At 69.3% G+C, this 15,282-nt stretch carries 11 protein-coding genes; 9 read left to right on the top strand and 2 right to left on the bottom strand.

The genetic code is table 11. The features are described from left to right. Positions 1-10 precede the first annotated feature (10 nt). A complete protein-coding gene (locus KY496_RS08290; RefSeq protein WP_071362290.1) occupies positions 11-1,165 on the bottom strand; it encodes a sugar diacid recognition domain-containing protein in 1,155 nt (384 codons plus the stop codon). A gap of 214 nt (positions 1,166-1,379) precedes the next feature. On the opposite strand from KY496_RS08290, the gene KY496_RS08285 reads away from it, so the two are divergent. After that, the gene (locus KY496_RS08285; RefSeq protein ID WP_005667127.1) at positions 1,380-2,714 is read left to right on the top strand and encodes an MFS transporter; all 1,335 of its coding nucleotides are present in this window, start codon (positions 1,380-1,382) and stop codon (positions 2,712-2,714) included. A gap of 11 nt (positions 2,715-2,725) precedes the next feature. After that, on the top strand, positions 2,726-3,871 hold the full coding sequence (locus KY496_RS08280; protein ID WP_005667128.1) for a glycerate kinase: 1,146 nt from the start codon (positions 2,726-2,728) through the stop codon (positions 3,869-3,871). On the opposite strand, the gene KY496_RS08275 is transcribed toward KY496_RS08280, so the two are convergent. Next, the gene (locus KY496_RS08275; protein ID WP_071362292.1) at positions 3,868-4,344 is read right to left on the bottom strand and encodes an Lrp/AsnC family transcriptional regulator; all 477 of its coding nucleotides are present in this window, start codon (positions 4,342-4,344) and stop codon (positions 3,868-3,870) included. The genes KY496_RS08280 and KY496_RS08275 overlap by 4 nt on opposite strands. Before the next feature lie 86 nt (positions 4,345-4,430). Between KY496_RS08275 and ilvB the strand changes: the two genes are divergently transcribed. The 7 genes from ilvB (at position 4,431) to KY496_RS08240 (ending at position 15,263) form a co-directional block, all read left to right on the top strand. Then, positions 4,431-6,197: a biosynthetic-type acetolactate synthase large subunit gene (gene ilvB / locus KY496_RS08270; RefSeq protein WP_219864457.1), complete on the top strand. Its 1,767-nt coding sequence runs from the start codon at positions 4,431-4,433 to the stop codon at positions 6,195-6,197. A gap of 67 nt (positions 6,198-6,264) precedes the next feature. Then, on the top strand, positions 6,265-8,367 hold the full coding sequence (locus KY496_RS08265; RefSeq protein ID WP_219864456.1) for a TonB-dependent siderophore receptor: 2,103 nt from the start codon (positions 6,265-6,267) through the stop codon (positions 8,365-8,367). After that, positions 8,364-10,766, top strand: coding sequence for a sulfite reductase flavoprotein subunit alpha (locus tag KY496_RS08260; RefSeq protein ID WP_229520472.1), 2,403 nt, complete (start codon positions 8,364-8,366; stop codon positions 10,764-10,766). Before KY496_RS08265 ends, KY496_RS08260 begins: the two co-directional genes overlap by 4 nt. 62 nt (positions 10,767-10,828) lie before the next feature. Next, positions 10,829-11,419 (top strand): nitroreductase family protein, encoded by a 591-nt coding sequence (locus KY496_RS08255; RefSeq protein ID WP_005667136.1) that lies wholly within the window; start codon positions 10,829-10,831, stop codon positions 11,417-11,419. Positions 11,420-11,691: 272 nt separating this feature from the next. Next, positions 11,692-12,372: a Crp/Fnr family transcriptional regulator gene (locus tag KY496_RS08250; protein ID WP_051205115.1), complete on the top strand. Its 681-nt coding sequence runs from the start codon at positions 11,692-11,694 to the stop codon at positions 12,370-12,372. 36 nt (positions 12,373-12,408) lie between these two features. Then, positions 12,409-12,912, top strand: coding sequence for an Rrf2 family transcriptional regulator (locus KY496_RS08245; protein ID WP_229520471.1), 504 nt, complete (start codon positions 12,409-12,411; stop codon positions 12,910-12,912). Between the two features lie 149 nt (positions 12,913-13,061). Beyond that, positions 13,062-15,263, top strand: coding sequence for an NADP-dependent malic enzyme (locus KY496_RS08240; RefSeq protein WP_219864455.1), 2,202 nt, complete (start codon positions 13,062-13,064; stop codon positions 15,261-15,263). Positions 15,264-15,282: the final 19 nt, after the last annotated feature.

Below are 15,282 nucleotides of genomic sequence, written 5' to 3'. Positions count from 1 at the left end.
CGCCACGGGATCAGGCGCTTGCGGGACTGAGCAGCGCCGACACGTACAGCAGCAGCTTGTCCTCGCTGCGCGCCAGGTCCAGCCCCGTCAGTTCGCCGATGCGGCGCAGGCGGTAGTCGAGCGTGTTGCGGTGGATGCCGAGACTGGCCGCGGTGGCGGCCGAGTTCTCGTCCTGGGCGAACCAGGTGTCGAGCGTGGCGCGCAGCATGGCGCGGCTCTTGTCGCCCGCCAGGCGCGCGATCGGCATGCGCAGCTGGTGCGCCTGCCAGCCGCTGTCGAGTCCTGACAGCAGCACCGGCAGCGCCAGGTCGTAATAGCTGAACACCTGCTGCTGCGGCATGCGCAGGCGCCCCAGCCGGCTGGCGCTGCGCGCGCTCTGGTACGAGACGGCGGCGCCTTCCAGGCCGGGCAGGGCGATGCCCATCGCCAGCGTGAAAGGCAGCTCGCATTCCTCGCGCACCAGCTGGGCCAGCAAGTCCAGGCGCCGCTGCGGCGGCGTCTCGTAGCCCTTGCGCGCCGGGTCCCAGGAATCGAGCAGCACCATCTCGGACGGGCCGACGGTGGCGGTCAGCGCATCCTCGCGCCGCGCCAGCAGGCGCATCTGCAGGCGCTGGATGTCGTGCAGGGCGGCCCCGGCCTCGGCGCCGTCCGGCTGCAGTTCGAGCAGGAACGCCAGTTGCATGCGTTCGAGGTCCAGGCCCAGGCGCCGCGCCCAGCCTTCGAGCTCGGGCCGCTGCGCCGCCTCGAAGCGGATCAGGTTCAGCACGAAGGCTTCGCGGTAGCGCGAGTTGTTCTGCAATTCGTTCGCCAGCGCCGCCTGTTCCAGGATCATCTCGGCCGTCAGGCGCACCAGTTCGCCGAACTGGCGGACCTCGTCCGGCGCGCCGGAGAGGCCCACCGCGCCGCACAGCTGGCCGCCCACGGAGAGAGGCAGGTTGATGCCCGGCTGGGCGCCATGCAGCTTGCGCGCGGCCGCCGCGTCGATCTCCACGGTCAGCTTCTTGGCCAGCGCCAGCAGGGCGCCCGCATGCAGTTCGCCGATCCGCTCGGGGTTGCCGCTGGCGAGGATCACGCCGTTGGCGTCCATCACATTCACGTTGAACGGGATGATCCGCATGGTGCGGGTGACGATTTCCTGGGCAAGCCGGGTGTCGAGGATATGCATGGGGTAGGGCCTGGAAGGTGGAGCGAACCTTGTGATTATGCACAAAACTTCCTGCGCCGAGGAGGCCGTATCCGGTCGATGATGGTAAATATTGTGAGGTTGCACAAAAAATGCCGGCTATTTCCCGCTCTGGTTTGTGCGTGTCGCCGACGCTGGATATCCCTTGTTTGGCCGATAATCTTGCAGATCACCCTATTAGAAATTCGGAGACAGCATGAGCACCACCGCAAGCACATCCGGCGTCCAGGGCGGCGCCGCCGGCGCGGCCCTGTTGGACGGCGCCTACCGCAAGGCCACCTGGCGCCTGATTCCCTTCATCTTCGTCTGCTACCTGTTCAACTACCTGGACCGCGTCAACGTCGGCTTCGCCAAGCTCGAGATGCTCGACGCGCTCCAGCTCAGCGAAACCGTGTATGGCCTGGGCGCCGGCATCTTCTTCATCGGCTACGTGACGTTCGGCGTGCCGAGCAATTTGATCCTGCACCGGCTGGGCGCGCGGCGCTGGATCGCCATCATGATGATGGCCTGGGGCTCGCTGTCGGCCTGCATGCTGTTCGTGACCACGCCGATGGAATTCTATGTGCTGCGCTTCTTCACCGGCGTGGCCGAAGCCGGCTTCTTCCCCGGCATGGTGCTGTACTTCACCAAGTGGTTCCCGTCGCACAAGCGTGGCCAGGTGATGGCGCTGTTCATGTCGGCGATCCCCGTCTCGGGCCTGATCGGCGGCCCGCTGTCGGGCTGGATGCTGAGCCACTTCGCGCACGGCCAGGGCGGCATGGACGGCTGGCAGTGGCTGTTCCTGCTGCAAGGCCTTCCGACCGTGTTCCTGGGCGTGGCCGTGTTCTTCTACCTGAACGACGGCATCAGGCAGGCCGGCTGGCTGAGCGACGCCGAAAAGGCCGCGATGCAGGAGGCGCTGGACCAGGACGAGCAGCAGCGCGCGAAGGGCGTGCACGCGGTGCATTCCTTCGGCGCCGTGCTGCGCGACTGGCATGTGTGGATGCTGGGCTTCATCTACTTCAGCATCCAGATGGGCGTCTACGCGATCAACTTCTGGCTGCCTTCGATCATCAAGTCGCTGGGCTTCGAGAACGCGACCACGGTCGGCTGGCTGAGCGCCATCCCCTACCTGTTCGCCGGCGTGTTCATGGTGCTGGTGGGCCGCTCGGCCGACCGCCGGCGCGAGCGCCGCTGGCACCTGTCGGCGCCATTGCTGATGGCGCTGGTGGGCCTGCTCATGGCCGCCAACTTCTCGGACAACGCGGTGATCGTGCTGGTCGGCCTCTCGCTGGCCACGATGGGCGCGCTGACCGGCCTGCCGATGTTCTGGCCCCTGCCGGCGGCCTTCCTCGGCAGCGCGGCGGCGGCCGGCGGCCTGGCCCTGATCAATTCGATGGGGCAGGTGGCCGGCTTCGTCAGCCCCTTCCTGGTCGGCTGGATCAAGGACGCCACCGGCAGCACCGACGTCGCGCTGTACATCCTGTCCACCGTCCTGTTCATCGGCGCCATGCTGGTGCTGGTCGTGCCTGCCCGTCTGGTCAATCGCTAAAGGAGAGGTCCATGAAAATCGTCATCGCTCCAGATTCGTTCAAGGAAAGCCTGTCGGCCCTAGAAGCCGCCAGCGCCATCGAGGCCGGCTTCCGGGAGATCTTTCCCGACGCCGCCTACGTGAAGGTGCCGGTGGCCGACGGCGGCGAAGGCACGGTCGAGGCCATGGTCGCCGCCACCGGCGGCCGCCAGGTCGTGTTGCAGGCCACCGGCCCGCTGGGCCGGCCGGTCGAGGCTTTCTATGGCTTGAGCGGCGACGAGTCGACCGCCGTGATCGAGATGGCCGCCGCCAGCGGCCTCGAGCTGGTCGCGCCCGCCGAGCGCGATCCGCTGGTGGCGACCAGCCGCGGCACCGGTGAACTGATCCGCGCCGCGCTCGATCGCGGCGCACGCCGCTTCATCCTCGGCGTGGGCGGCAGCGCCACCAACGATGGCGGCGCCGGCATGCTGCAGGCGCTCGGCGTCGAACTGCTCGACGCGCAGGGCGCCCAGCTGGCGCCGGGCGGCGCCGCGCTGGCCCTCCTTTCGCGCATCGACGTGTCAAGGCTCGACCCGCGCATCGAAGAATGCGTGTTCGAGGTGGCCTGCGACGTCAGCAATCCGCTGGTGGGGCCCAGGGGCGCGTCGGCGATCTTCGGACCGCAGAAGGGCGCCACGCCCGAGATGGTCGAGCGGCTCGACGCCAGCCTGCGCCACTACGCGGGCGTGATCGCGCGCGACCTGGGCCAGGACGTGGCCGATATTCCCGGCGCCGGCGCCGGCGGCGGCATCGCCGCGGCGATGCTGGTGTTCCTGAAGGGGCGCCTGCGTCCCGGCAGCGAGATCGTGGCCGACGCGGTGGGCCTGGACGCCTTCGTGCGCGACGCCGACCTGGTGGTCACGGGCGAGGGGCGCATCGACAGCCAGACCGTCAACGGCAAGACCCCGATCGGCGTCGCGCGCGTGGCCGGGCGCCACGCCAAGCCGGTGATCGCCATCGGCGGCTGCCTGGCGAACGACGCCAGCGCGGTGCACGCGCACGGCATCGCCGCCACCTTCAGCACCGTCATGAAGGCGGGGACGGTGGCCGAGGTGCTGGCCGGCGCGCAGTTCAACCTGCAGTGCACGGCGCGTAATATCGCGGCCGCGCTCAAGCTCGGCATGGATTTGCGGCGCTAGGCCGTCAGCGGCGTATCGACCTTCTTGAGGGTGCGCAGCACGAAGCTCGACTTGCTGTGGCGGATGCCGGGGATCTTGTACAGGCGTTCGCGCAGCAGGCGTTCGTAGTCGCGCGTGTCCTTCACCGCGATGCGCAGGAAATAATCGTAGTCGCCCGAGATCAGCGAGGCTTCCAGCACCTCGGGAATCGATTCGAGCGCGCGCCCGAATTCGTACAGCGTTTCTTCGCTGTGGCTGTCGAGCGTGACCTGCACGATCAGCTGGTCGTGGTAGCCGAGGCTCGGCAGGTCGACCTTGACCGTATAACCCTGCAGGGCTCCGCTATCCGTCATCCGCTTGATGCGGTTCCAGCACGAGGTGGTCGACAGGCCGACCGCGGCGCTGATCTCCTGCAGCGGCGTGCGCGAGTCGCGCAGCAGGATGCCCAGGATGGTCAAGTCGGTCGCATCGAAAGATTTTCTTTCTTGATTCATTGTTGACGAAAATTATTCAGGTAAGGCGGCAATTCTAGCTGAAAATATGAAGCACTTTCATGTCTTTCCTCGATAGACTTCAAGGCATGAAACCACATCCCGAATTCCTCCCGCCAGCCGCCGGCAAGGTCGCCCTGACCGGCGCCGGCCTCTTGCTCGACACCCTGGTCGCCTGCGGCGTCGACACCGTGTTCGGCTATCCCGGCGGCGCCGTGCTGCCCTTGTACGATGCGCTGGCCCAGGATGGGCGGCTGCGCCACGTGCTGGTGCGCCACGAGCAGGCCGCCGTCCATGCGGCGCAAGGCTATGCGCGCTCGACCGGCCGGCTGGGCGTCGTGTTCGTGACCTCCGGGCCGGGCATCGCCAACACCACCTCCGGCCTGCTCGACGCGCTGAGCGATTCGATCCCCATCCTGTGCGTCAGCGGCCAGGTCGCGACCGCCGCCATCGGCACCGACGCGTTTCAGGAGTGCGACGCGCTGGGCATCTCGCGCACGGTCACCAAATGGAACACGCAGGTGCGCGCCACGCGCGACATCGTCGCCACGATCCGGCGCGCGGTGGTTGAAGCGAGCGAGGGCCGGCCCGGCCCGGTGCTGGTGGACGTGCCCAAGGATATCCAGGCGCGCGCCGTGGACGCGGCCGACTTCGGGCGCCAGGTAAAGCCGTCTCCGATGCTGCGCGCCGTGGACGACGACCGGGATGGCCTGGACGCCGCGGCGCTGCTCATCCGCCAGGCGCGGCGCCCGGTGTTCTACGGCGGCGGCGGCTTGATCAACGCGGGGCTGGACGCCTGCGCCGCCTTCACGCGCCTGGTGCGCTGGAAGGACGCGCCATGCACGCTCACCCTGATGGGGCTGGGCGCCTTTCCGGCCTCGGACCGGCGCTGGCTGGGCATGCTCGGCATGCACGGCACGCTGGAAGCGAACCTGGCGATGCATGGCGCCGACCTGGTCGTGTGCGTCGGCGCGCGCTTCGACGACAGGGTGACCGGACGGCTGGCCGACTTCTGTCCAGGCGCGCAGATCGTCCACATCGACATCGATCCGCGCTCGATCGGCAAGGTGGTGGCGGCCGATGTCGGCCTGCGCGGCGATTGCGGCGCGGTGCTGCGCGGCCTGCTGGACCGCCTTGTCGGCCTGCGCGCCGATCCCGCCTTGCTCAGGGATTGGTGGCGCACCATCGACTCCTGGCGCGCCGAGCGCTGCCTCGACTTCGCCGCGCAGGATGCCGCGATCGTCCCGCAGCAGCTGATGTCCACCCTGGCCGGGCGCCTGGCTGGCAGGAATGCGATCGTCTCGACCGACGTCGGCCAGCACCAGATGTGGGCCGCGCAATACCTGGGCTTCGAGGCGCCGCGCCGCTGGCTGACCTCGGGCGGCGCCGGCACCATGGGCTATGGCTTGCCGGCGGCGATCGGGGCCCAGGTCGCGCATCCGGACGCGCTGGTCGTGTGCGTCAGTGGCGATGCCTCGGTGCTGATGAATATCCAGGAGCTGTCGACCGCGGTGCAGCACCGCTGTCCGGTGAAGCTGGTCTTGTCGAACAATGGCTGCATGGGCATGGTGCGCCAGTGGCAGGAGCTGCATCATGGCGGGCGCTATAGCCACAGCTACACCGAAGCCTTGCCCGACTTCGTGGCGCTGGCGCGCGCCTTCGGCTGGGAGGCGAGGAGGGTGGAGCAGGCGGGCGAACTGGAAGCGGCGATGGATGCCTGCCTGGACTCCAGCCGGCCCTTCCTGCTCGATGTGCGGGTGGCGCAGGCCGAGAACTGCTTCCCGATGATGCCTCCCGGGCGAGGACACCACGAGATCATGCTGGGCAAGGATCGCTGGTATCGACACGCTCAGTAGTTGCCCGTATTGAAAATGATTCTCATTCGCGCTAGGATGCCGGTTTCCATCATGAATCCTGCATGCCATGCTTCTTTCGCCCCGTCGTCCGCTCCTGATCGTCCTTGCCCTGTCTCAGGCTTTCCCAGTGTTGGCGGCGCCGCAGGAGATTGATGAACAGGACATGCAGGCGGTGCGCGTCACGGCGACGCGGGCGCAGGGCTTCATGCCGAACACCGTGGAGGCGGGGAGCTTTCGTGGTTCGGACGTCATGGACGTGCCCTCGACCGTCAACGTGATCACGCGCGAGGTGCTCGAGCTGCAGGCCGCCGCCGGCCTGTACGACGCGCTGCGCAACACGGCCGGCGTCACCCGCCAGCAAAATGGCGGCGACACCTGGGACCAGCTGGTCATCCGCGGCATCGCGGTGGAAAACCGCACCAACTACCGCCTCAACGGCTCGCTGCCGCTGATGAACTTCGGCCAGGTCGCGATGGAGAACAAAGAGCGGGTCGAGGTGCTCAAGGGCGCCACCGCCCTGTACTACGGCTTCACTTCGCCGGCCGGCGTGGTCAACTTCGTCACCAAGCGCGCCGGCAGCGTGCCGGTCAATACGGTCGGGCTGGCGCTGGACGACAACGGCTCGGCCGTCGCCAGCGCCGACGTGGCGCGCCGCTTCGGGCAGCGCCAGGAATTCGGCGTGCGCGTCAATGCCGCCGGCGGCACGCTCGGCTCGCACCTCGACGGCGTCGGCAACGGCAACCGCGGTTTCGCCTCCGCCGCCATCGACTGGCGCGTGAACGAGCGCCTGCGCCTGCGCGCCGACCTCGAGTACGACAAGCGCCGCGTGACCGAGCAGGTTGGCGTCAACCTGCCGCCGACCGTCGGCGGCGTCATTCAGTTGCCGCGTGCCGTCGACCCGCGCCGCCTGGTCGGCCCCGACTGGGCGCGCTTCGAGACGCATGCGCGCAATGTCCAGCTGCGCGCCGACGTCGCGCTGAACCAGGACTGGGCCCTGACCCTGGAGGCCGGTCACGCCGAGACCAGACGCGAGCGCAACCTGCCGATCTTCCGCTTCGATAATGCGGCCAGCGTCGCCACCGGCGCCGGCCGCATCACCGGCAATTCGCAGTTCGCGGACGTCGATTCCGACATGCTGCGCGCCGAGCTGGCCGGGCGCTTCGTCACCGGCGCGCTGACCCACGACCTGACGCTCGGCGCGAGCGGCACCGACAAGGGCCAGGCGCCGGTCTACCAGTCCAACTACACGATCCCGTTTCAAAACCTGTACGACCCGGTCCCGATCCGCAACGCCGGCTTCGGCGCCGTGCCGACGCAGCCGACCACCGCCGCGCTGGAAAGCCGCGACAAGGGCCTGTACCTGGTCGACCGTATCCAGCTGGGCCAGTGGCAGCTGATCGGTGGCGTGCGCCGGGTCGACTACTGGAGCCGCCAGGGCGCCAACCGCTACGACGTGAGCGAAACCACCCCGCTGGCGGCCGTGATCTGGCGCGCCCGCGCCGACTTCTCGCTGTATGCCTCGATGGCCGAAGGGCTGGAGGAAGGCGAGGCGGCGCCGGCCGGCAGCGCCAACGAGGGCGCCCGCCTGGCGCCGGGCGTGAGCAAGCAGAAGGAGGTCGGCGCGCGCTGGCGCACCGGCGGCGGCTTCCTGACCCAGCTGGCGCTGTTCGACATCGACCGTCCCGGCTACTACACCAATGCCGCCAACGTGTTCACCGCCGACGGCGAGCAGCGCTATCGCGGCGTCGAGCTGTCGGCGCAAGGGCGCGTCACGCGCCGCCTGTCCTGGCAGGGTTCGGCCCAGGTGCTCGATCCGGAATTTCGCGACATCGGCGCCGCCTACGACGGCAAGCTGCCCGAGAACGCGGCGCGCCGCACCGCCAGCAGCTTCCTGGCCTACGAGCTCGATGCGGTGCCCGGCCTGTCGCTGACCCTGGGCGCGTATTACACGGGCAGGCGCCCGGTGAATGACCTGAACCAGGCCTGGCTGGGCGGCACGACCCTGTTCAGCGTGGGCGGGCGCTATGCCACGCAGGCCTTCGGCAAGCGCACCACCTGGCAGCTCAACATCGACAACGCGGGCGACAAGCAGTACTGGGCCGGCGCCGGCACGCGCCTCTCGGCCGGCCTGCCGCGCCTGGTCAAGCTGTCGGTGAAGGTGGACCTGTGAAGGCGGCGCCGGATTCGCCATGGCGCTGGCGCCTGCCGACCGTGCGCGAGGTCTGGTTCCAGCTGCACTGGTTCGTCGGTATCACGGCCGGCACCTTGCTGGCCGTGATCGGCCTCACCGGCGCCATCCTCGCGTTCGAGGACGAGATCGTGGAAAGCATCAATCCCGGCGTGTTCGCCGTGCCGGTGCAGGAGCGGACGCGCCTGGAGCCGGAACAGATCCTGCGCGCGGCGCGCCAGGCCCATCCCGGCGAACGGGTCGCCAGCATCTCGATCGCGGCGCAGCCCGGCAGCACCGTCGGCGTACGCTTCGCCGCGCCGCCCGGGGAGCGGCGTGGCGTGGAAATCCGCATCCACCCCTATGACGGCAGCGTGCTGCCCGCCGTGCGTGGCGCGGCCTTTTTCGAGTTCGTCGATGCGCTGCACCGTTGGCTCTTGCTGCCGCGCGCGCCGGGCCGCATCGTGCTCGGCATCCTGGCCCTGTGCCTGGTGGGCCTGGCGCTCAGCGGCCTGTATCTGCGCTGGCCGCGCAAGAAGGACTGGCGCAGCTGGCTGACCTTCAACACGTCGCTGCGTGGCCGATCCTTCCTGTGGGCGCTGCACGCGATCGCCGGCACCTGGGCCCTGGTCGCCTACCTGGTGGTGGCAGGCACCGGACTTTACTGGAGTTTCGACATCGTACGCGGCGCCTTGCAGGACTGGGCCGGCGCACCAATGGCGCAGCCGCGCGAAGGCAGATCCGCCGCCGCGCCGCGTGGCGCGGGAGGCCTGGCGCCGGCCTGGAATACCTTCGTGTCGACCGCGCCCGGCTGGTCGAGCGCGACCATCCGCTTGCCGGAGCGCGCGAGCGGCGCCTACCAGCTGACCTGGCTCGCGCAGGATGCGCCGCACGACCGCGCGCGCAACCGCATGACCGTCGGCGGCGGCGGCGCGGTGCGCCACGACGAGCGCCATGCCGACAAGAGCGTCGGGCAGCGCGCCCTGGCCACCATCCGTCCGCTGCACACGGGGACCTATTTCGGATTGCCGGGGCGGATCGTCATGATGTTGGCCAGCCTGGCCTTGCCTGGCTTCGCGATCACCGGCTGGATGCTCTACCTTGGCCGGCGGCGCCAGAAGCGTGCGCTAGCGCGCGAGCGCAGCCTGGCGGCGCGGGCCGAGGTGAACACCGACGTGGTCGCGACGGGTGCGCCGGTCCTGGTGGCCTTCGCGACCCAGGGCGGCCAGGCCGAACGGATCGCGCTGCACAGCGCCGGGGCGCTGCGTGCGGGCGGCCGCGCGGTCGACCTGCGTCCCGTGTCGGCGCTGGCGCCGGGCGACCTGGCCGGCTACGGGCAGGCGCTGTTCGTGGCCAGCACTTTCGGCGAAGGCGAGGCGCCCGATTCCGCGCGGCGCTTCAGCCGCGAGCTGGAAGCGTGGCATTCGATGTTCGACAGTTGCCGCTTCGCGGTGCTGGCGCTGGGCGACCGCAACTACGCGCGTTTCTGCGGCTACGGCCACGCGCTCGAGCGCCGCCTGCAGGCGCTGGGCGGCAAGCCGCTGTTCCCGCTGATCGAAGTGGACCAGGGCGACGCAACGGCGCTGGGACGCTGGATGCATGCGCTGGGCGGGCTTGGCGCCGCGGCGGGAGAGCTGCCGCCCGGCGCCGCGGCCGCACCGTTTTCCGACTGGGTGCTGCATTCGCGGCGCCTGCTCAACCCCGGCAGCCTGGGCGCGCCGATGTACGAGATCGCCTTGCGCCCAAGCCTGGAGGCCGGCTGGCAGCCGGGCGACCTGCTCGAGGTCGCCGTCCCCGAGGCGCCTGCGGCGCCGCGCCGCTATTCGATCGCCAGCGTGCAGGCGGACGGCGCGCTGGAACTGCTGGTGCGCCAGCAGCGCCACGCGCATGGCCTCGGCCTGGCCTCCGGCTGGCTGACCGAGCGCCTGGCCATCGGTGGATCGGTGCGTGCGCGCCTGGTCGCCAATCCGGGCTTTCACGCGCCGGACGACGACCGTCCGTGCATCTATATCGGCAACGGCTCGGGCATGGCCGGCTTGCGCGGCCACCTGCGCAGCCGCGCCGGCATGGGACGGGGCCGCAACTGGCTGCTGTTCGGCGAGCGCCAGCGCGCCTTCGACAGCCTGTGCGCCGCCGAGCTCGCGGTTCTGCAGTCGGCGGGCATGTTGCCCGAACTCGACCTGGCGTTCTCGCGCGACCCGCAGCCCGAATACGTCCAGGACCGCCTGCATGCGCGCGCCGACCTGCTGCGACGCTGGATCGACGACGGCGCCACGATCCACGTCTGCGGCAGCCTGCAGGGCATGGCCGGGGCGGTGCACGAGGCGCTGGCCGCTATCCTGGGGCAGGCCCGGCTCGAGCAGCTGATGGAGACCGGCCGTTACCGGCGCGACGTCTACTGAGCCGCGTTCATTGCGATCGTACGGCGCCTGCAGGGTGGCGCCGCTCTCGTTATACTGCGCGCATGAACATTTCCCCATCCGACGCCGACGGCGATTTCCAGGCCCTCGTGGCGGCGCGCCGCAATTTCACGCTGCGGCGACTGCACGCGCCCGGACCCGATGCCCAGGCGCTTGCCCGCATCGTCGAAGCGGCCGCGCATGCGCCCGACCACGGCCTGCTGCGGCCGTGGCGCTTCGTGCTCATCCCGCAGGAGCGGCGCGCCGACCTGGGCGAGGTGTTTGCCGAGGCCCTGGCCGAGCGCGATCCCGGCTGCGGCGAAGACGCGCTGGCCACCGCGCGCGACAAGGCGCAGCGCGCGCCCTGCCTGCTGGTGGCGGTGCTGCGCGACGATCCCGCGGCCAAGGCGATTCCGGTGGCCGAGAAGCTGGTCTCGCTCGGCTGTGCATTGCAGAACCTGTTGCTCGCGGCCGGCGTCGCCGGCTTCGCGACCGGCCTGGCCAGCGGCGCCGCGATGGACGTCCCGGGCATGCGCCGCCTGCTGCGCCTCGCGCCGCACGAGCGCGCGATCTGCTTCATCGGCCTGGGCACGGCGGCGCTGGAAAAACCGCCGCGCCCAAGGCCGGACGCGGCGGATTACCTGAGCAGCATCTAGCACGCGCTCGATCGGTCCCAGCCCGGTTGCGCCCCCCAGCCCCACGTCCCGAACGGCGGCAGTCGCCATGACGAGCTTCGGCTGCCAGGCCGAATTCACAATTTCAACGGTTAGCTCGGCCGTTTTTGATCCACATCAAGTTTTTATTTAGTCAACGAATTGTAGGATGCGGCATGCGCAATCGCCGCTTTCACGCGAATGCGCTTCCCGGTGCGCCGCACTGTTCCCGGCGCCCCTGTTTCGTTCGTTTCCACGGGCCTCGCCCTGAATGTATCGTGAGCCGACATCGCATCGCACCCCGCCAGTTCCTGGCAACCCTGCCCCTGTTCGCCGACCTCTCGCCCGAGCAGCTCGACCTGCTCGCGCAAGCGACCACCGAGCTGCACGTGCCGCGCGGCCGCGTGGTCGTCGAGCGCGGCGAATCCTGCAGCGGCCTGCACGCCGTGATCTACGGCGACGTCAAGCTCTCCATCGTCTCGAGCGAAGGCGACGAGAAGGTGGTCGAACTGATCGGCCCCGGCCAGAGCTTCGGCGAGGCGCCGCTGTTCATGGAGCGTCCCTACATGACCCAGGCCGAGACGCTGGCCGACAGCATGCTGCTGCACATCGCGAAGCACGCGATCTACGCCCAGATCGAACGCAATCCCGGCTTCGCCCGGCGCCTGCTGGCGTCCATGAGCCGGCGCCTGCACGGCCTGATCTCGGACGTCGAGTCCTATACGCTACGCAGCGGCAGCCAGCGCATCGTCAGCTACCTGCTCAAGGACGATCCGCCGCAGGGCGCGCAGGTGACGCTGGCGGCGCGCAAGAAGATGATCGCGTCGCGCCTGTCGCTGTCGCCCGAATACTTTTCGCGCGTGCTGCACGACATGGCCCACCGCGGCATGGTCGGCATCGCCGGGCGCAGCATCACCATCCTCGACATCGAGCGCCTGCGCGCCTACGAAGGCTGACGCCGCGCCGTCATCAACCATCCACGGAGGCGTTTCATGTACATGCACCTGACCGAATTCACCGACAACGCCCTGCGGCTGCTGGTCTACCTGGGCAACCACCGCGAGCGGGTCGCGACTATTAACGAGATCGCCGAGCGCTACGGCATTTCGCGCCACCACCTGGCCAAGGTGTCCTGCGTGCTGTCCGCGTCCGGGCTGATCGAGACCTCGCGCGGCCGCCTGGGCGGGATGCGCCTGGCCGGCGCGCCGCGCGACATCCGCCTGGGCGAAGTCGTGCGCTGCACCGAGCGCGGCCTGGCGCGCGGCGCGCGCGGCGCGCGCGGCGGCGCGGATGGCGAGCGGCCGCCATGCGGCCAGCCTGACGACCGCCTGCAGCAGTCGCTGGCGGTGGCCACCGCCGCCTATCTGGCCGAACTCAATCGCGTGACCCTGGCCGACCTGATTCCCGGCAGCGGCGAGGCGCACGGCGACGTGCCGGGCTGGCTGGCCACGAACGCCTGGCGCTGGCGGCACTCGGCGCTGGAAGAGGGGGCGTGACATGGCGCCGGCGCTTCGCCGGCCTGTCCAGAAAAGCGCACGACCGTGCGCAACCGCTTCCGCACGCGATGGTGTCGCTTCGGCTAGAATGTTTGCCCATGAATGGAAGGCCGCCTTCCACGCCGCGACACCCAAGTTATAGGAAGACCATGAGTACCGATAGTAATCTGAACGAAGCCCAGAACACCCAATTGCGCATCGACGCGCTCGAATACCACCGCAGCCCGACCCGCGGCAAGATCGAAGTGGTGGCCACCAAGCCGCTGTCGAACCAGCGCGACCTGTCGCTGGCCTACTCGCCGGGCGTGGCCTACGCCTGCGAGGAAATCGCCGCCGACCCGGCGACCGCCTTCGACTACACCTCGCGCGGCAACCTGGTGGCCGTGATCTCGAACGGCACCGCGGTGCTGGGCCTCGGTAATATCGGCCCGCTGGCGTCGAAGCCGGTCATGGAAGGCAAGGGCTGCCTGTTCAAGAAGTTCGCCGGCGTCGACGTGTTCGACCTGGAGCTGGACGAGCTGGATCCGGACAAGCTGGTCGACGCCATCGCCATGCTCGAGCCGACCGTGGGCGGCATCAACCTCGAAGACATCAAGGCGCCGGAATGCTTCTACATCGAGAAGAAGCTGCGCGAGCGCATGAACATCCCGGTCTTCCACGACGACCAGCACGGCACCGCCATCATCTCGACCGCCGCGCTGCTCAACGCGCTGAAGGTGGTCGGCAAGGACATCGGCCAGATCAAGCTGGTCTGCTCGGGCGCCGGCGCGGCGGCCATCGCCTGCCTCGACATGATGGTGCTGCTGGGCGTGAAGCAGTCGAACATCTACGTCACCGACTCGAAGGGCGTGATCTGGCAGGGCCGCGAAGCGAACATGGAAGCCAACAAGGCGCGCTATGCGCAGGCGACCGATGCCCGCACCCTGGGCGACATCGTCAAGGATGCCGACGTGTTCCTGGGCTGCTCGACCGCCGGCGTGCTCACCGCCGAGATGGTCAAGACCATGGCCGACAAGCCGGTGATCCTGGCCCTGGCCAACCCGGAACCCGAGATCCGTCCAGAAGTGGCGAAGGCCGCGCGTCCGGACGTCATCATCGCCACCGGCCGTTCGGACTATCCGAACCAGGTCAACAACGTGCTGTGCTTCCCTTACATCTTCCGTGGCGCGCTGGACTGCGGCGCGACCCGCATCACCGACGAGATGAAGCTGGCCTGCGTGACCGCGATCGCCGAACTGGCCGAAGCCGAGGCGAGCGACGTTGTGGCGCTGGCCTACGAAGGCCAGGACCTGACCTTCGGCCCCGAATACATCATCCCGAAGCCGTTCGATCCGCGCCTGCTGGCGGCGATCGCGCCGCGCGTGGCCGAGGCGGCCGCCGCATCGGGCGTGGCGACCCGTCCGATCGAGGACATGGACGCCTACCGCGACCAGCTGGGCCAGATGATCTACCACACCGGTTTCTTCATGAAGCCGGTGTTCAACAAGGCGCGCGCCAACCTGCGCAAGGTGGCCTACGCCGAAGCGGGCGAGCCGCGCGTGCTGCGCGCGGTGCAGACGGTGGTGGACGAGGGCATCGCCCAGCCGGTGCTGATCGGCGACGAGGGCGCGATCGCGCGCGCCGTCAAGCAGGCCGGCCTGCGCCTGCAGGCGGGCGTGGACTACACGGTCATCGCGGCGGAAAGCGACACCACGCTGCAGGGCACGCGCCTGCTCAAGTCGGGCCAGGTCGACGCCCTGATCTGCGGCATGACCGGCAGCTACGACAGCCACCTGGAACACGTCCGGAACGAGATCGGCGTGGCGCCGGGCGCCGAAGTGCTGGCCGCGATGAACGCGCTGGTGCTCGACAAGCTGACCCTGTTCATCACCGACACCTACGTCAACGAGACCCCGAGCGCCCAGGAGCTGGCGGCGATCACCCGCCTGGCGGCCGACGCCATGCAGCACTTCGGCCTGGAGCCGAAGGCGGCGCTGCTGTCGCACTCGTCGCAGGGCTCGTCCGAGCGTCCGTCGGCGCGCCGCATGCGTGAAGCCCGCGCCCTGCTGGCCGAACAGGCCCCAGAGCTGGCGGTGGTCGGCGAGATCCACGGCGACGCCGCGCTGTCGCAGGAAATCCGCGACATCTACAACATCGACGCCGGCTACGCGGGCAGCGCCAACCTGCTGGTGATGCCGTCGCTGGATGCGGCCAACATCCTGTTCAACGTGCTCAAGGTCGCCAGCGGCAAGGGCGTGACGGTGGGTCCGATCCTGCTGGGCGCGGCCAAGTCGGTGCACATCCTGAGCCCGAGCGCCACCGTGCGCCGCATCGTCAACATGACGGCGCTGGCTGCCGCGCAAGTCGTTTAATGCGCTAACCCTCCCCATC

Origin of the sequence: Massilia sp. NP310, from assembly GCF_019443485.1 — a bacterium.
GTDB classification, from domain to species: domain Bacteria; phylum Pseudomonadota; class Gammaproteobacteria; order Burkholderiales; family Burkholderiaceae_D; genus Telluria; species Telluria timonae.
Note: the sequence above shows the minus strand (reverse complement) of the source record. Positions and strands in the feature narration are given on the sequence as shown.